This window comes from Bacteroides sp. M10 (assembly GCF_014334015.1).
Lineage (GTDB): Bacteria > Bacteroidota > Bacteroidia > Bacteroidales > Bacteroidaceae > Bacteroides > Bacteroides intestinigallinarum.
In genome coordinates, this window is sequence record NZ_CP060488.1 from 2,555,799 (window position 1) to 2,573,965 (window position 18,167).

The window sequence follows — 18,167 nt, forward strand, 5'->3', positions numbered from 1 at the left end:
TTATAAGTAAAATGCATTCCTTTGCAGCATTTAATACTTATGGATATACTGGCGAATGGCTCAAATCAACTTCAACTCGATATATACTGCTTATTATAGGAAAGCCTTCCTATTTACCTTGTCCTATGTCCATAATGACTTAGTAGCAGAAGATATTGTGTCGGAAGCCATTATCCATCTATGGGAACTAAGTAAAGAACGGGAAATCCCAAGTGTTGAAGCGATCTTAATTACTTATATTCGCAGCAAATCACTCAATTACCTGAAACATATACAAGCACAGGAGAATGTTTTTCAAACTTTGCTTGATAAGGGACAGCGTGAATTGGAAATTCGTATATCAACATTGGAAGCCTGTGACCCGAAGGAAATATTATCAGAAGAATTACGGGCAAAAGTGCACGCATTACTGGAGAGTATGCCGGAAAAAACTCGTACTGCTTTCATCCGCGATCGCTTGGATGGAAAATCCCATAAAGAAATAGCCGAAGAACTGGGCATTAGTGTAAAAGGAGTAGAATATCATATCAGCAGAGCAGTTAAAATACTGCGTGATAATCTAAAAGATTATGCTCCATTCCTTTTCTTTTTCATCTGAAAAGAAGGAAAATACCTCCTTGCTTGCTATTTTTTTTAAGCAATAACAAAAAAAATCACATTTCTTACTAGGGAATCTCTTTAGTGAGTGGTATTCTTAATGAAAGGGGAATAATACCCCTATTCTCATTACTCATAAATTATTTATTATATGGATAAGGAATTACTATTAAAATATATTGCAGGCAAGGCATCCCAAAAGGAAAAGGAAGACGTTGCTACATGGATTGATGCAGATGCAGCCAATCTTAAAGAATTCATTTCTCTTCGTAAGAGTTATGATGCATTCATCTGGCAAGACACAGGCGCATTCTCAAAGAAGACAAAAAAGACAATTTCATTGCATCCTGTTACACAACGAATCTTGCGGATTGCGGCAGTGTTTGTTGTAGCTTTCGGATTAAGTTATGCAATGATACAGGTTCTCCAAAAAGAGGATATAGAAATGCAGACTGTTTACGTGCCAGCCGGACAACGTACATTGGTGACACTTGCTGACGGAACTACAGTATGGGTAAATGGAAAAAGTACATTGACTTTCCCGAGCCATTTTTCTTCCCGTACACGTACTGTGGAACTTGATGGAGAAGCCTATTTTGATGTCCGGAAAAATCCGGAAAAACAGTTTATAGTTTCTACCGCTCACCAGTCTGCCATAAAAGTTCTGGGTACAAAATTCAATGTAAAGGCATACAAAGAAGCAGATGAGGTAATTACTACTTTAGTTGAAGGGAAAGTTAATTTTGAATTCAACAACGCCAGTCAACAACCACAGTATATTGTGATGGCTCCGGGACAGAAGCTGGTCTATTATTCCCAGAATGGAAAGACGGAGCTTTATACGACTTCCGGCGAGAGAGAACTTTCATGGAAAGATGGCAAAATCATTTTCCGTCAAACGTCATTACGGGATGCACTGGATATCTTGGCAGATAGATACAATGCCGAATTTGTCATACAGGAGAATGTACCTCATGACGACTCATTCTCCGGAACATTTACCAACCGGAATCTGGAACAGGTACTTAACTTTATCAGTGCCTCCTCGAAAGTTCGTTGGCGTTATCTGAATAATAACGCAGATGCCGGTAAAGAGAAAATAAAGATAGAGATATTTATTTAGTACTAAAAGATAAAAACCTTAATTCCCAAAAACTTATTGCCATGAAAAACAAAGATCCCTAGCAATCAAAAAATACGGGATGATATTGGCCGTATCCTCCCGTATGAGCTTCAGTAATTGTGAACCTACTTGTTTCCCGACAAGTATAACTACCAATTTTCTAATTAAACTCGTTACAAATTTATGCAAAATTATTGTATCGTCCAATTTCTTGGAGGATTAAAGTCTATTAGACGGACCTTAAAGGAAATATCATTGGCTATGAAATTACTATTTATACTCCTTATTTGTTCAGCCGGACTAGCGTATGCATCAGATGGATATGCGCAAAAAACTTCTATCACTTTACGGGTTAACGATTGTACTATAGAAGAAGTGCTGCACAAGATTGAACGTGAATCAGGATTCAGCTTTTTTATAAATAGCAAGAATCTTAACCTTAATCGCCGGGTATCGGTTTCAGCTTCCGAGAAGAATATTTTTCAGGTGTTGGAACAGGTCTTTGCAGGTACAAATGTCGAATATAAAATATTGGATAATAAGATTGTACTGACGGCTAAAGAAACGAAAGTAACTCAACAAAAAACAAAACCCGTTGCAGGTACGGTAAAAGACAAGAATGGCGAACCGCTGATTGGGGTCTCTATTATGGAGAAAGGAACCACTAACGGAACAGTGACCGATCTTGACGGAAACTATACATTGACCCCACAGACTGCCAGCCCGGTATTATTATTCTCGTATGTGGGTTATCAAAAAAAGGAATTACCCGTCTCCGGTCCGGTATTGAATGTCACCTTGGAAGATGATTCGCAAGTGTTGAACGAAGTGGTGGTTACCGCTCTCGGTATTCGTAAAGAGGCGAAAGCACTGTCTTATAATGTCCAAGAAGTTTCTGCCAGTGAAATTGTCGGTGTCAAGGATGCCAATTTCGTAAATAGCTTGTCCGGTAAGATAGCAGGTGTTGTCATCAATTCCAGCTCATCCGGTATCGGTGGTGGAGCTAAGGTGGTGATGCGTGGTGCGAAATCTCTTTCCGGAAATAATAACGCCCTGTATGTAATCGATGGTATTCCGATGCCTTCGTTGGAAACAACACAACCAGACGACTTTATGACCGGTATGGGCCAATCCGGTGATGGTGCTTCCATGATTAACCCCGAAGATATTGAAACTATGTCTGTGTTGAGTGGTGCTGCCGCTTCCGCACTCTATGGTAGTGATGCCGCCAATGGTGTTATCATGATTACCACAAAGAAAGGATCGAAAGATAAGCTTCGTGTCAACTATGCCAATAATACCTCATTCTTCAATCCGTTTGTAACTCCGGAATTTCAAAACACTTATGGTGCGACTACGGGAGAAATAAGAAGCTGGGGACAGAAATTGGGACAAGCCAGCAGTTACGACCCGTTGGACTTCTATCAGACTGGATGGAACGAAACCAACTCTTTGACCATCAGTAATGGTAATGAGAAGAACCAGATATTCCTTTCTATGGCTGCTACCAATGCGGCAGGTATTGTTCCGAACAATACGTTGGATCGCTACAATTTCACTATCCGTAATACGACTAGCATGCTCAATGATCGTCTGCGTCTCGACCTAAGCGCAAGCTATATGAATGTGCGTGAACAGAACATGGTATCACAGGGACAGTATTTCAATCCGATTGTTCCTATCTATCTGATGTCGCCGAGCTATAGTTTGGAAATGCTTCAGCAGTTTGAAATGTACAACGAAGCCCGTAACTTCAAAACACAATACTGGCCTTGGGGTAATCAGGGTATTGCCATGCAGAACCCCTATTGGATTGTCAATCGCGACAATTTTATCAATCACAAGAACCGTTTCCTCATGAGTGGAGGTTTGAGTTTCGAAATTATGAAAGGCATTACATTAGGTGCACGTGCCAAAATGGATTATACGTCGGCTCTGTACGAAAAGAAATACGCTGCATCTACCGATAATATTTTCTGCCAGAAATTTGGAGGATATTATAAAGGTGATGCATCCACTCGTCAACTTTATGGCGATGTGATGCTGAATATCGACAAATATTTCGGCGACTTCTCACTGACCGCTACACTAGGTACCAGTATTCAGGATGTCAACTACCAGTATTATGATGTGGGAGGTAGCTTGAATTCTGTGGCAGACGGATTTACAATGCTCAACCTGATGCAGTCTGCCGTGAAATTCCAGCAGGATGGTTATCATGACCAGACGCAATCCATCTTTGCTACAGCACAGCTGGGTTGGAAGAGTAAACTCTACTTGGACGTAACAGGACGTGTTGACTGGTCGTCTGCTTTGGCATGGACCGATACGAAGTCGGTTGCTTATCCGTCAGTGGGTGTTTCTGCTATCTTGACAGAGTTACTACCCATCAAGAACAATGTGCTTACCTTCTTGAAGGTACGCGGCTCATACAGTGAGGTAGGTAATGCCCCTACACGTTACATTGCTTATCAGACTTACCCATACGAATCGGCTTCTCCCGTCACGGCTACCACATATCCCAATACGGATATCAAGCCGGAGCGTACCAAGGCTTGGGAAGTCGGTTTGCAGTCTCATCTTTGGAATGATAGATTGGAACTGAACGTTTCTCTCTATAAGACATCTACTTACAACCAATTATTCAACCCATCAATTTCCGCTTCTTCCGGTTATTCTTCTATTTATATCAATGGCGGACAAGTGGATAACAAGGGTATCGAAGCAAGCCTGACATTAAACCAGCCCCTCGGACCGGTAAAATGGAACTCTACCTTTACTTATACCATCAATCGCAATAAGATTAAAAAACTGTTGAAACCGACTACTTTATCAAGTGGAGAAGTTGTCAAACAGGATATGATGGATTTGGGTGGATTGGAAATTGTGAATTCGCGTCTCTTTGAAGGTGGCTCTATTGGTGACTTGTACGTGACTGCACTTCGCACCGACTCCCATGGATATATTGACGTAGACTATGTCAACAATACAGTAGCTATAGACAACAAGGCGGGCGAACGCCAGGACGGATGGATTTATGCCGGTAACTCGCAAGCTAAGTATATGATGGGATGGCGCAACTCATTCTCATGGAAGGGTTTGACATTGAGCTGTCTGGTAAATGCACGTATTGGTGGTATTGTTGTCTCACAGACACAGGCGATGATGGATGCTTACGGCGTTTCCACAGCTACTGCTGAGGCACGCGACTTGGGCTATGTACTGATTGACGGTTATAAAGTACCCGCTGTACAGAAGTATTATAGTACTGTAGGAAGTGGTGTCGGCTCTATGTATGTTTATAGTGCGACAAACGTTCGCCTTGCAGAGTTGTCTCTCGGTTATAATATCCCTGTTCAGAAGTGGGTTCCTTGGATACAGGGCATGAATGTAGCCTTCACGGGACGTAACCTGCTAATGTTCTATTGCAAAGCTCCTTTCGACCCTGAACTGACGGCAAGCACAGGCACGCATTTCAGCGGAATGGACTACTTTATGTTGCCGAGCTTACGCAATTTAGGTTTCTCTGTTAAACTCAATTTCTAAAGAATCGATAAGATGAAACATATATTAAAATGCATGAAAGTGTTCAATGGTGTGTTGCTTGCCGGAGGCTTGTTGTTTACCGCTTGTACCGACCATTATGAAAGTTGGAATATCAATCCGAATGAAGTAACTCCCGAGCAGATGGAACGCGATAATCTCCTGACGGGAGCCTATTTCACGCAGATGGAAAGAGGTATTTTCGTAGTAGGTAAAGACAAAGGTGGCTTGTTTGAGGAGACTCAAATGCTGACCGGTGATATTTTTGCCAGCTACTGTGCTCCTATTAAAACATGGAACTATGCCGGAGAGCAGGACAACGATTGTTACAAACTCTATCCGCAGTGGTACAACTCTCCGTTTAGCACCGCTTATACAGAGGTGATGCAGCCATGGCGGAAAGTCGTGGATTGTACTAGTGGAACATCCCCCGCACGCGCTATGGCTACTATTGTCAAGGTGTTCGGTATGAGTCGTATTACAGATAAGTATGGTCCCATCCCTTATTCAAAGTTTGGTACTGGCATTCAAGTAGCCTACGATAGCCAAAAGGATGTATATTATCGTTTCTTTGAAGAATTGTCAAATGCCATTGAGGTGCTCACCAGCTACAACAGTCGTACTTCCGAGCCTTACTTGGAAGACTATGACTATATTTACAATGGTAATGTGGCGAATTGGATAAAGTTTGCTAATACTCTCCGTCTCCGTCTGGCAATGCGTATTTCTTATGTGGATCAGACAAAGGCCCTGGATGAAGCTAAAGCAGCAATAGATCATACTATCGGGTTAATGACTTCCGTTAGTGACAATGCCGTTTTGAAACAGTCTGTATCCTTTTCTTTCATTAATGAGTGGTGGGAAGCATTTGAAAGTTTCAATGATTTTCGAATGAGTGCCACTATGGATTGTTATTTGAAAGGCTTACAGGATCCGCGTTTGGCATCTTACTTCAAGGTTGCGAAGAAAGATGGGGCATATCATGGAGTCCGTAATGGACAAACCAGCCGTAGTCAGGGAACTTTGTCTGAAGCTGCGTCTAGCATGAACGTAGGACAGGCTAGCTCTATCCTGTGGATGGATGCCGCTGAAACATATTTCCTTTTGGCTGAAGCTAAACTGCGTTTAAACTTGGGAGATAAGACTGTGAAGGAATATTACGAAGAAGGTGTGAAGACCTCTTTTTCTTCCAAAGGTGCTTCCGGTGCGGAGAGTTATCTTGATAATGATGTAAATGTACCATCAACTTCATTCATTGATCCGACAAACGGACGTAATACCGATGTAAGTCGTATGGTTTCGACTTTGACAGTGAAGTGGGATGAATCGGCTTCTCCTGATAAGAAACTCGAGCGCATTATGGTGCAGAAATGGATTGCTCTTTTCCCGGACGGGCAAGAAGCGTGGAGCGAGATGCGGCGTACTGGCTATCCCGGCATTGTGACTATCAACACAAATGCTTCCGGTGGAGAAGTTGCCACTGGAGAGCTCATCAGCCGTTTGAAGTTCCCTACGAAGGAATATTCTGACAATGGCGAGAACACACAAGCTGCTGTTTCCCTGTTGAAAGGCACGGATATTGCCGGTACACGTCTTTGGTGGGATGTGAAAAGGTAATCAGATATATAATGTAGAACAATCTAACTAAGTAATCAGAATATGAAAACAATGAAATACATATTGGCCGCACTGACTGTGGGCGGTATGATGGCCTCATGTAATACAGACATTGAGTCGTTGACCATTCAGCGACCGCTGACTTACGACGACCAATACTACCAGAACTTACGCGACTACAAAGCGAGCGAGCACGAAATTGCTTTCGGATGGTTTGCGCAGTATGGAGCGCAGAACTCTGCCGCTGTTCGTTTTATGGGATTACCTGACAGCCTTGATATTTGCTCTATGTGGGGTGGCATTCCGGCAACAGAAAATACGGAGATTTGGGAAGAAATCCGCTTCGTGCAGAAAGTGAAAGGAACCAAGATGCTTTGTGTGGCGATCACCCGTATCGATGCGGAAACAGATGACCATGCTTTCAAGCAGGCTTACAATGAAGCGAAGGCAATGCCGAGTGGCGAAGAACGGACTGCCGCACTTAATCGTTCTTTTGAAATGTATGCCGAATATTTCCTCGATCAGGTATTTCTGAACGATCTCGACGGTTTTGATGCGGACTATGAGCCGGAAGGTGACTTCTTGAGTGGCTCTAACTTCGAATATTTTTACAAACACATGGCAAAGTACATGGGACCGAATCCAGACATCACTAAGGAAGAACGTTTACAGCTCATCGAAGAACGCTATGGTAAAGAAATCGCTTCACAGGAAGGTATCTGTGATAAAATGCTCAATATCGACCAGACTAGTACCGGCATGACTAGCCTTATCCCGTATAGTAACTATTGCTTCCTTCAAGCTTATGGCGGTGGTACGGGAGCAGGCGGATGGCCTGATGAAAAAGTGGTGTACTGTTGCAATATGGGTGATAACTGGCAGGGAGATATGCAGTCTATGTACAACCAGGCACGCTACAAGCCCGCGAATGGCAAACGTAAAGGTGGCTTTGGCGCATTCTTTATCCATCGTGACTATAATGTACATGAATACAACCCTGAACCTTACTATCGGTTCCGTCAGTGTATTCAAATACAGAATCCGGCTATCCATTAATTAACCTTTTAATGAAAGATGACAATGAAAAGTAGAAAAAATCTATTTTATATAGGTATGTTCGCCCTCTGTGGCATCGGTCTTGCCGCTTGTGGTGACGATGAGGCTTATGATGTTTATGGCGATCCATTTAACCGGGTATATATACAAGGTGGTTCCAATACATATAAGATCGTGCAGACTCCTATTAGTACAGTCAGCAATTTGGATTTTAAATGGCCGGCAAAATGCTCGAAGAAAGCAGACGGTACCATTAAAGTGGTAGTAGAAGTGGATAACTCTCTGATTTCTGCCTATAATGAAGAACATGGTACAGTGTTTGAAGCTATGCCCGCCGGAGCCATCGTACTGGAAAATGCCGAGATGACTATCCCTGCCGGGGAAAGAGTGGTTGCTGATACTGTGCGTGTAAGACTGACGGATGACTCTAATGTACTTTCCACTCTAAAGAGTGAAAAAGGATATATTATTCCTTTACGTCTGGTATCGGCAGAAGGAGCTAATTCACAGTTGAGCACTAATATGATAGAACCAACCTTTTTGACTATCACTGTTACAGAGGATAATATGAATCATGAGGCTACCGAATATACCGGAACCGGAACATTGGTTGCTGACCAGTCTGGATGGATTGCTACAACTAATGGAACGGTGGAAACATGGTATGATCCTATTGAATCAATCTTTGATGGGGATTATCAGACCGGTTGTTATATTACGCAAAGTTCCGGAGAACTTCAATTGGATGTAGACATGGGTAAAGCATACTCCTTTGAGGGTATCAAAATGACATATAATGGATATGATAGTTCTACTTGGGATTATGCAGAGGTAGGAGCATTTACGTCCGGTATGACTGTTAGTACCAGTGATAACGGCACGGATTGGAAGTTGCAAGGTGAAATAGATCGTAGTACTGCGGCTTGTGTTTTTTATGCTCCCTTGACTGCCCGTTATATTCGGATTTCTGTACCCAATACCGGAGGTTGGTATGGTGCGACTTTAGAATGTGGCGTATTTAATGTTTATGCTAAATAATAATTAAAACCATGAAGAAATATACACTTTTATCTTTATTGGCTTTGTTGCTCTGTGTGTCAGGCTGCAAGACCGAACCGGATTACAGTGATGCCGTTTACATGACCGGTACGCTGACTTCATCGAACGTAAAATTCCTGGTTGAGGGACAGTCTACTTTAGGATTGACCGTGACCTCCACCGATAAAGCGGAAACAGACGTGACGGTAGGCGTACAGGTGGCTCCTCAATTACTGGAATCTTTCAACTCTTCTACCGGTCGTAACTGTCAAATGCCTCCTGAAGGCAGCTACAGTTTTGAAGGTGGTGAAGTGATAATTCCAGCTGGACAAAACCAGTCTACACAAATCAAAGTGACTGCTGATTCCGAGAAATTACAGGAAGGTGTATCTTACTGTCTTCCCGTAACTATAACTTCCGTTTCAAACAGTGATCTGAAAGTTATGGAGAGTTCCCGCACTGCTTATGTCATGCTCACCAAAGTGATTGAAATTAAAGCCGCCTATTTGGCACGCCGGGGATATTTCAATATTCCTTCGTTTGGTGATCAGGAAAATAGTCCGGTGAAAGCACTCGGGCAGATGACATTGGAAATGAAAGTGCTTCCTAAGTCTTTCCCGGTTGGGCAGGAAAAGAGTGCCAGTGGCATTAGTTCATTATGCGGATGCGAAGAAAACTTCCTCTTCCGTTTTGGTGACGGCGCCGGTAATCCTGTGAATAAGTTGCAGTTCGTGAAAGGTTCCATCGGTACGGCATCTCATCCCGACAAGAAAGATCACTATGAATCGTGGGTAGAAAAGGAATTTCCTACCGGACATTGGTTGCACTTTGCTGCTGTATACGACGGTCAGTATCTCCGTCTTTATTTGGACGGTGAGCAAATCCATTTCGTAGAGACCAAGAATGGTGGAACTATTAATTTGAGTATGGCTTATGATGGTCATACATGGAATGATGCATTCTCCATTGGCCGTTCAGCAGGTAATGCCCGTTTCTTTGATGGTTACATAAGCGAATGTCGCGTATGGAATGTGGCACGTACATCCGCACAGATTGAAGATGGCGTTTGTTATGTGGACCCCACTAGCGAAGGACTTGTTGCTTACTGGCGTTTTGATGGCGAAACGCAGGATGATGGTACGGTGCTTGATATGACAGGGCATGGTCACAATGCAGTGCCCGGTGGAACTATCACCTACGTAGACAACCAGAAATGTCCGTTCTAAAAGAGGTAAAATAGAGGTTGTTCTTTAGTACGATGAAGTCTGCTGTCGAATCGGTTTTGCTGCAAGGTATTACGAGGGGATGGCAGACTTCTCTTTTAAATAGCTAAGTTTATAAAAAAAATAGTTATGCTAAATAGAATCAGTAAATCACTATTGCTTACGGCTATGATGACAGGAGTTTCTTATTCCTTTGCACAGCAGCTTCCGGCAGTAGCCTATAAAAATCCGACTTTACCCGTAGAAACAAGAGTTGCGGATTTACTATCCCGTATGACATTAGAAGAGAAAGTCGGTCAACTCCTTTGTCCTTTGGGTTGGGAGATGTATGAAATCAAAGGTAACGATGTGCTCCCTTCTGATAAATTCAAACAACTCATAAAAGACAGAAATGCCGGAATGCTATGGGCAACCTATCGTGCCGATCCGTGGACAAAGAAAACATTAGTAACCGGACTGAATCCCGCATTGGCTGCAAAGGCCGGAAATGCCTTACAGAAGTATGTGATGGAGAATACCCGTTTGGGGATCCCTTTATTCCTGGCAGAAGAAGCGCCGCACGGCCACATGGCGATTGGTGCAACCGTTTTTCCTACCGGAATCGGGATGGCTGCAACTTGGTCACCCCAACTGATAAATGAGGTAGGCAAAGCAATCGGTAAAGAGATACGTCTTCAAGGCGGACATATCAGCTATGGACCTGTGCTCGATTTGGCCCGTGATCCCCGTTGGTCTCGCGTGGAAGAAACTTTTGGTGAAGACCCTGTATTGACGGGTGAAATAGGAAAAGCGATGGTGACAGGATTAGGTGGTGGAGATTTGTCACGTCCATACAGCACGCTGGCTACCCTCAAACACTTCCTCGCTTACGGTATCTCGGAAAGCGGACAGAACGGGAATCCCTCTTTTGCAGGTATGCGTGAACTGCATGAAAACTTTCTGCCACCATTTAGACAAGCTATCAATGCCGGAGCATTATCCGTAATGACTTCGTATAATTCGATGGACGGTATTCCTTGTACAGCCAATCATTATCTCCTGACCGAACTTCTACGGGATGAATGGAAGTTTAAAGGGTTTGTCGTTTCCGATCTATACAGTATCGAAGGCATTCATCAAAGCCATTTTGTTGCTTCTACAATGAAAGAGGCGGCTGTAATGGCCTTATCTGCCGGAGTCGATATTGATCTCGGAGGCGATGCCTATATGAATCTTATGGATGCGGTGAACCGGAAGGAAATAAGTAAAGAAATCCTTGATGCAGCCGTGAGTCGTGTACTTCGATTAAAATTCGAAATGGGATTGTTTGAAAATCCTTATGTGGATCCCGGAAAAGCGAAGAAAGAAGTTCGTTGCAAAGAATACGTTACTCTGGCACGCCAAGCGGCACAAGCTTCGATCACCTTATTGAAAAATGAACACTCGCTGCTTCCATTAGACAGGAGTATGAAAGTTGCACTGATCGGACCTAATGCCGATAACTGCTATAATATGTTAGGAGATTACACCGCTCCGCAGGAAGAAGAAAATGTAAAGACCGTATTGGATGGAATCAGAGCAAAACTTTCTTCCTCACAGGTGGAATATGTGAAAGGCTGTTCCATTCGTGATACCGTGACGTCTGATATTGAACAAGCCGTTACAGCCGCCCAGCGTTCCGAAGTTGTTATTGCTGTGGTAGGAGGCTCCAGTGCCCGTGATTTCAAAACCAGTTATAAAGAAACAGGTGCGGCCATTGCTGATGAAAAGACAATCAGTGATATGGAATGTGGTGAAGGCTTCGACCGTGCAACGCTTTCTTTATTAGGAAAACAGCTGGAATTACTCAAAGCCTTGAAAGCTACCGGAAAACCATTAATAGTAGTTTACATTGAAGGGCGTCCTTTGGATAAAAACTGGGCATCAGAAAATGCAGATGCACTGCTGACGGCCTATTACCCGGGACAAGAAGGGGGGAATGCCATTGCTGATGTTTTATTCGGTGAATTTAATCCGGCAGGGCGATTACCATTCTCTGTGCCCCGTTCCGTCGGACAGGTTCCGGTATACTATAATAAGAAAGCTCCCCAAAGCCATGACTATGTAGAAATGTCTGCTTCTCCGCTTTATTCTTTCGGATATGGCTTGAGCTATACCACTTTTGAATATTCAGATTTACATCTGTCAGCTCTGACACCACACTCTTTCGAAGTTTCATGCAAAATCCGGAACACCGGAAAGTACGATGGTGAAGAAGTTGTTCAACTTTATTTGAGAGATGAATATGCTTCAGTAGTGCAACCGTTGAAGCAATTGAAACATTTTGCACGCCTCTTTTTGAAGTGTGGAGAAGAACAGGAAGTGAAGTTTATTTTGTCCGAAGAGGATTTTGCACTTGTCGATCGGAATTTGAAAAGGGTGGTAGAATCGGGAACTTTCCAAGTAATGATCGGTGCTGCTTCTGATGACATCAGATTACAGACGAAAATGGAGATAAAATAGGAGATACTATCTTTGGCAGTTCGATATGTTCTAAGTACATTTGTTTTTTCTAAAGGAAATGAATGTTCAAGATGAATATGAAAGAAAACAATAACGGGAGCAAGAAACTGCAAATACGCAACAGTACGGCTGAATTTCTTATTTTTTAGATAGAGAATAAAGAAGAAGGCATTGAAGTGCTTTATCAAGATGAAACTCTGTGGCTGACACAGAAGGCGATGTCGATGTTGTTCGATGTTGATATACGTACAATTAATGAACATTTGAGAAATATATATTCGCAAGGAGAAGTAGATAAGGATACAACTATCCGGAAAAGCCGGATAGTTCAAAAAGAAGGTAATCGGAATATTTCTCGTGAAGTTTTTATTTATAGTCTCGATGCCATTATTTCAGTCGGTTACCGCATCAACTCCGTACGCGCTACTCAATTCCGTCAATGGTGCACGTATATACCTCGCCGCTTTCATTCTTTTTCATCGTCGCGTTTCATCCGTAGGTTCAGGCATTCTGTTTATAATCTCTTCTCCTATCTGTCAGTTCTTACCACCCGGAAACCAACATTGGCGTAGCCCTGCGTACCCATTCTCACGTCATCCGATTTCTCGCTACGACAATCATCACGTTTAGAGTCCCAACTGCCTCCTTTAATGATATACAAACCGTCTGCGTTCGTCGAAGAGGTCCACTCCCAGCAATTACCCCAGAAGTCAATACCTCCGCAAGCACCGGTCGATTGATTGTAAGCGTCCACTGCTGTCAATCCGGACTTCACGTGGTCGGAGTTCATGGCAACATCCTTAGGCATATGACCGGCACCGAGAATCCACTCTTCTTCGCTTGGCAGGCGATAGATATGCTTTCGGTCCTGCGCTGTGAGCCAGTCGCAATAGGCTTTGGCATCGTCGATTGTGATATTTACCACCGGATAGTTGTCCTTTCCTTTGTCATAGGCAAATCCCGTTTTGAAGGCGGCGTATTCGGCATTAGTGACAGGCGTATAGCCGATGTAGGCATTTGGGGCAGATGCGCCACGCAACACCATCCAAGCATCTTTCGGGTTCTCGTCCCTTCGAGGGTCGATGAATCGGAGGAATTGTTGCTGTATTCGGATGTTGCGGTTCTGGACCATCTCATCCACGATGCCCTGCATATGTTTCACGATACTGTGAGTTTTTGCCTCACGCTCCAACTGGCGGAGTTTGTTTTTCTTTCTTGCCACCACTTTGTCGTAGCGAACGCTCATTTGCTCTAACAACGCTTGTTTGTTAGCTTCCGTCGGTCTTTTCCGGTATTGGAGGAAAAGATTGTGCGTCTTAGAATCCATCTTAGGTCGTCCTTCCTCTACAAGTGGAGCATTGGGCTTGTCGAAGTCTAACTCACTTTCAACCAAATCATCGGGGCTTATAAATGCCCCCGGTTTCACCGTCTGATGCACGCCGAAATAATGAGCCACGAGCCCGTCGCGGTAGATGGAAAGCCTGTATCCTCCGTAGAGATCGCAAGGTAAGGTGGAGATGTAATAGTCCTTTCCGGGTGTGAAGCCGGACTTGTCGGTAGCGTTGAACGTGATGATGGTGCTTGCATTTTCTATGTCATCTACTATCGGCTTCCCCTGAACGTCCTTTTTTATACTCACCGTACCTGCCAGAGGATGACCATCGACACTTTCCAGCTCTACCTTTGTTACACCTGAAAGTTGGATGTTGAACTTGATGCCGCAGCGAATTACAGAATTGCCATCATATCCGCTGTGTTTGTCTGTTTGGACAACCGGAATCACCATCATATCTTCTTTGTCATTCTCTTGTGCCGACACAACAGTGACCGTCACAATGGCAACAGCCATTGCTAAAAATAACTTTTTCATATTTGAATATTGTCTAAAGGATTAATTATTAATTGGAATCTGTCCTTACCACCCGGAAACCGACATTGGCGTAGCCCTGTGTGCCAGTCCTCACAACGTCCGATTTCTCGCTGCGGCAATCATCTCGTTCAGAGTCCCAACTGCCCCCTTTAACGATGTACGAACCGCTCGAGTCCGTTGAAGAAGTCCATTCCCAACAATTGCCCCAGAAATCGATGCCTCCGCAAGCACCAGTCGTCTGACTGTAAGCATCCACCGCTGTCAATCCCGATTCCACGCGGCTGGAGTTCATAGAAACATCTTTTGGCATGTGGCCGGCACCGAGAATCCACTCCTCATCGGTTGGAAGACGATATACGTGAGCGTTATCTTGGGCTGTAAGCCAGTTGCAATAAGCTGTGGCTTCAGCAATCGTAATGTTTACCACCGGATAGTTTCCCTTTCCTGCATCATAGATGAAGTCCTTTTTGAAGTCTGCGTATTCAGCGTTTGTCACAGGTGCATAACCTATGTAAGCATTCGGAGCTGACGCACCGCGCAACACCATCCAGGCATCATTCGGGTCGTCGTCGTTTCGAGGATCGATGAGTCGCAGGAATTGTTGTTCGAGCCGAATATCCCGATTCTCGACCATCTCATCCACAATGCCCTGCATTTCTTCTACGAGGCCGGGAGTTTTTGCGTCCCTCTCCAGTTCGCGGAGCTTGGCTTTCTTTCTTGCTACGACTTTATCATAGCGAAGTCCCATTTGATCCAACAATGCCTGTTTGTTTTCTTCCGTCGGGTTTTGTTGATATTGGCGAAGAAGAGCGGTCGTAGTGGCATCCAGTTCAGGACGTTCTTCTTCCACAAGCGGGGCATCCGGGGCTTCAAACTTCAATTCATTTTCCACCAAGTCATTCGGAGTTATATACGAGGCTCGTTCTATCGTTTGATGTACGCCGAAATAATCAGCGACCCATCCGTCTTCTCTATAGATGGAAAGCCTGTATCCTCCATAGACATCACAAGGCAAGGTGGAAATATAATAGTCTTTACTGGGGATGAAGCCTGACGTTTCGGGAGCATTGAAAGTAATGATGGAGTGTGCATTGCTTATTTCATCGACTGTAGGCATACTTTGCTCATTCCATTTTATTCCGGCTGTTCCGGATAGAGCATAACCATCGACACTTTCCAACTCGACCTTTGTCACACCCGACATCTGGAAGTTAAGTTTTATGCCACCGCCAATGGTCCGGAAAGCCAGAGATTCGGAGATCGTACGAGCCACTACCACAACAGACTTCTCATCATATCCGCTGCCACCACCTGTTTGAGTGGCGGGAACGGTTATGGTTACGCTTTCACGGTCCGAGGACACCACGTTATCCGCGGGATACACGCCATACAAAGGATTATCCTCGGTGAAAGAACTCCCGACGGTGCCTGAAAGGATCGACGTGCTGCCGGATTCTTGTGTTTCCGCTCTAACCGCCTGCCCATCGTAGACCAGCATTATCATATCGCCTTTGCTCCAGTTCACATAAAGCCCGTCAACGATGGATGCGGTAAGGTTTCCCGAGGTCGAGTCCTGTTCTTGCCCATCGGGCAATACGGCTTCTTCTATTTCTTCATTGTCATCTTGACACGAGTTCATTGCGGACAGAAAGAGTAACGAAAGACAACATAAACAGAGAATCTTCAATATATTCTTCATAATCAAATCATTATTATTGAGGTTTTTCCTTTTGAGAGCGATGATACAGATGATTCATCATTCTCCTTTCCAGTTTATAGACACGTTCAATCTGCTTTTGCGTCAGAAATTTGCAGTATTCTGCATAATACTTCTTCCGCAGGTCGAGTATCTTTTGGCTGTGAGCGAACCGGTCTGCAATAATCTGCTTCGTTTCTGCGTCCGAGCGGCTCGAAGACTCTTTTCTAGGACGGGGCCCCAGTGCCCAGATTTCTTTCTGGAATTGACAAAAAGTTGCGGTAAACTTTTTTGCGGTTACGTCATCCATCGCCATTTCTTTCACGATATATTTAGCTTGTGTCTCGGCTAATTGTTCCCGCGTCATACGTTGTCTATTGTCCTTTTGGGCATAAGTACTTATGCAAAAGGTGGTCATTGCCATAGCAAGCAGAAGGATTCTAAAAGAACTTTTCATGATTGATACCTTTTATTCGTTTATAAATAAGTCGTCCTGATAGACGGTAAGTAGATAATTCTGGTCGGCGCTGCTTAGGTTTGAAAAAGCTTGTTCAAACATCTCTAAGTCGTCCGTCTTTTGATGGTCGGGCAGCGTGTTGAAGACAAGCAACAATGCGACGCTTGCCGCCACGAGTCCGCCGGATATTGAATACCAAAGGCGATAGTTCCGCTTGGACTTGGATGGTGTCGTCTCATCCTTTATAGTCTCCCATACATTCGTTTCGATGTCGTCTAAAAAGCCTTCGGGTGCGGTATAGGGCATTCGTTTACCTATGCGGTTGAAGTTAAATTCTTCTTTCATATCTCTAATTGTTTAAGTTCATATATTTTATTATCTTTTCTTTGGCGATATGATAGTTCGACTTTACATTCTCCGAGGTTGAACCTGTAATATCGGCAATCTCGTCATATCCCAATTCGTTATAGTACCGCAAGTTGAAAGCCAACTGCTGCTTGGTAGGCAATGTCAGGATAGCCTGTTGCAGCCTGACCGTTTCCAAATCGCTGTAATCCACATACTCGTCGGCCATCATACAGTTTAACTCAACCGGAGAATCATCCAACGGCACCCGGTCGTTCCGACGCTGGCTTAGAAGACGCAAGGCTTCGTTGGTGGCAATCCGGTAAATCCATGACCGGAAGGAACATTCGCCCTTGAAATCGGGTAACGACCGGAATATCCGCACGAAAGTTTCCTGTGTCGCATCTTGAGCATCCTCGTGAGCTACCACCAGTCGTCGGATGTGCCAATACAGTGCTTCCTTGTACTTCGCCATCAGACTTCGGAACCCTTTTTCCGGCTCTTTGGCTATGATTGCCATCAGTTCCCGATCATCCCTTATTTCCATAAACAACAGGTTCTGATGCTTCCGGACATTCGCCGGAAAGAAAGTTTAACAAGGTTGTCCCGGTTAGCAACTGTGCAACGACAAGACAATGCTTGTGGTGGTGACGGTGGCGTGGCCGACGTACAGTCACACACGATTGCATCAAAAATAGAACGGTCGCTCCTAAAACTATTAATTTCCAAATCGGTTTCATGCGTTATCCTTTTTTATATACACTTTCTTTTTCCCTCTGATTACAAGCTGTATGGGCTTTTTCTTATCCATCGCAAAAGCGTCGAGCTCGGCTTCTGCCGCAGCCTTGCTAAGTTGCGTCATTTTTGCATACTGCTTGATGGTGAGGTACTTATTCGTTCTTAAGTAAGCCACAGCCATCGCCAATCGTTCCTTTTGGTTGAAACGGTTGCTGACATGAGATGTTACGTCAGGTCGAGTCACAACGGTAACTACCCGATGTGGATAGTAATGCCGATTCCTGTGTTGTGCGTTTGCAGTTCCGCAAATCAACGCCATCGTAATTACCAGTATTCCTGTTTTCCATTTTCCAGTTGTACGCATAGTCTTTTATATTATTTCG

At 44.0% G+C, this 18,167-nt stretch carries 15 protein-coding genes and 1 pseudogene; 9 read left to right on the forward strand and 7 right to left on the reverse strand.

Going from position 1 to position 18,167, the window contains the following annotated elements:
• Positions 1-55: 55 nt before the first annotated feature.
• The 9 genes and pseudogenes from H8796_RS09070 to rhuM all read left to right on the forward strand — a co-directional run.
• Positions 56-598: an RNA polymerase sigma-70 factor gene (locus tag H8796_RS09070; RefSeq protein ID WP_008997914.1), complete on the forward strand. Its 543-nt coding sequence runs from the start codon at positions 56-58 to the stop codon at positions 596-598.
• A 150-nt stretch (positions 599-748) separates the two neighbouring features.
• Complete coding sequence (locus H8796_RS09075) at positions 749-1,720, forward strand: FecR family protein (protein WP_117935561.1); 972 nt, start codon at positions 749-751, stop codon at positions 1,718-1,720.
• Between the two features lie 183 nt (positions 1,721-1,903).
• Positions 1,904-5,266, forward strand: coding sequence for a SusC/RagA family TonB-linked outer membrane protein (locus H8796_RS09080; RefSeq protein ID WP_117935563.1), 3,363 nt, complete (start codon positions 1,904-1,906; stop codon positions 5,264-5,266).
• Between the two features lie 12 nt (positions 5,267-5,278).
• The gene (locus H8796_RS09085) at positions 5,279-6,880 is read left to right on the forward strand and encodes a SusD/RagB family nutrient-binding outer membrane lipoprotein (protein ID WP_117935565.1); all 1,602 of its coding nucleotides are present in this window, start codon (positions 5,279-5,281) and stop codon (positions 6,878-6,880) included.
• 42 nt (positions 6,881-6,922) lie between these two features.
• Positions 6,923-7,936: a glycoside hydrolase family 18 gene (locus H8796_RS09090; protein ID WP_117935567.1), complete on the forward strand. Its 1,014-nt coding sequence runs from the start codon at positions 6,923-6,925 to the stop codon at positions 7,934-7,936.
• 24 nt (positions 7,937-7,960) lie between these two features.
• A complete protein-coding gene (locus tag H8796_RS09095; RefSeq protein WP_117935569.1) occupies positions 7,961-8,974 on the forward strand; it encodes a BT_3987 domain-containing protein in 1,014 nt (337 codons plus the stop codon).
• Positions 8,975-8,985: 11 nt separating this feature from the next.
• Entirely contained in the window at positions 8,986-10,200 is a 1,215-nt protein-coding gene (locus tag H8796_RS09100) for a DUF1735 and LamG domain-containing protein (protein WP_117935573.1), read from the forward strand.
• 168 nt (positions 10,201-10,368) lie between these two features.
• Positions 10,369-12,678 carry a glycoside hydrolase family 3 N-terminal domain-containing protein gene (locus H8796_RS09105; protein ID WP_117935600.1) on the forward strand — a complete coding sequence of 770 codons (2,310 nt, stop codon included), beginning with the start codon at positions 10,369-10,371 and terminating at the stop codon, positions 12,676-12,678.
• Between the two features lie 149 nt (positions 12,679-12,827).
• Positions 12,828-13,145: pseudogene (rhuM, locus tag H8796_RS09110) on the forward strand (RhuM family protein); the annotation flags it as partial.
• Positions 13,146-13,207: 62 nt separating this feature from the next.
• Here rhuM and H8796_RS09115 read toward each other — a convergent pair.
• From H8796_RS09115 to H8796_RS09145, 7 genes are read right to left on the reverse strand one after another with little or no spacing between them, the layout of a single operon-like run.
• A complete protein-coding gene (locus H8796_RS09115) occupies positions 13,208-14,548 on the reverse strand; it encodes an SUMF1/EgtB/PvdO family nonheme iron enzyme (RefSeq protein ID WP_117935575.1) in 1,341 nt (446 codons plus the stop codon).
• Positions 14,549-14,576: 28 nt separating this feature from the next.
• Entirely contained in the window at positions 14,577-16,247 is a 1,671-nt protein-coding gene (locus tag H8796_RS09120; protein WP_117935576.1) for an SUMF1/EgtB/PvdO family nonheme iron enzyme, read from the reverse strand.
• A gap of 13 nt (positions 16,248-16,260) precedes the next feature.
• Positions 16,261-16,701 carry a hypothetical protein gene (locus H8796_RS09125; protein ID WP_117935578.1) on the reverse strand — a complete coding sequence of 147 codons (441 nt, stop codon included), beginning with the start codon at positions 16,699-16,701 and terminating at the stop codon, positions 16,261-16,263.
• A 12-nt stretch (positions 16,702-16,713) separates the two neighbouring features.
• Positions 16,714-17,046, reverse strand: a complete 333-nt coding sequence (locus tag H8796_RS09130) for a hypothetical protein (protein WP_117935580.1) — start codon at positions 17,044-17,046, stop codon at positions 16,714-16,716.
• A 4-nt stretch (positions 17,047-17,050) separates the two neighbouring features.
• A complete protein-coding gene (locus tag H8796_RS09135; protein WP_117935582.1) occupies positions 17,051-17,593 on the reverse strand; it encodes an RNA polymerase sigma factor in 543 nt (180 codons plus the stop codon).
• Positions 17,577-17,786, reverse strand: a complete 210-nt coding sequence (locus H8796_RS09140; protein WP_117935583.1) for a hypothetical protein — start codon at positions 17,784-17,786, stop codon at positions 17,577-17,579. Before H8796_RS09140 ends, H8796_RS09135 begins: the two co-directional genes overlap by 17 nt.
• Positions 17,783-18,148, reverse strand: a complete 366-nt coding sequence (locus tag H8796_RS09145) for a hypothetical protein (RefSeq protein WP_117935585.1) — start codon at positions 18,146-18,148, stop codon at positions 17,783-17,785. The genes H8796_RS09140 and H8796_RS09145 overlap by 4 nt, the downstream gene beginning before the upstream one ends.
• Positions 18,149-18,167 lie beyond the last annotated feature (19 nt).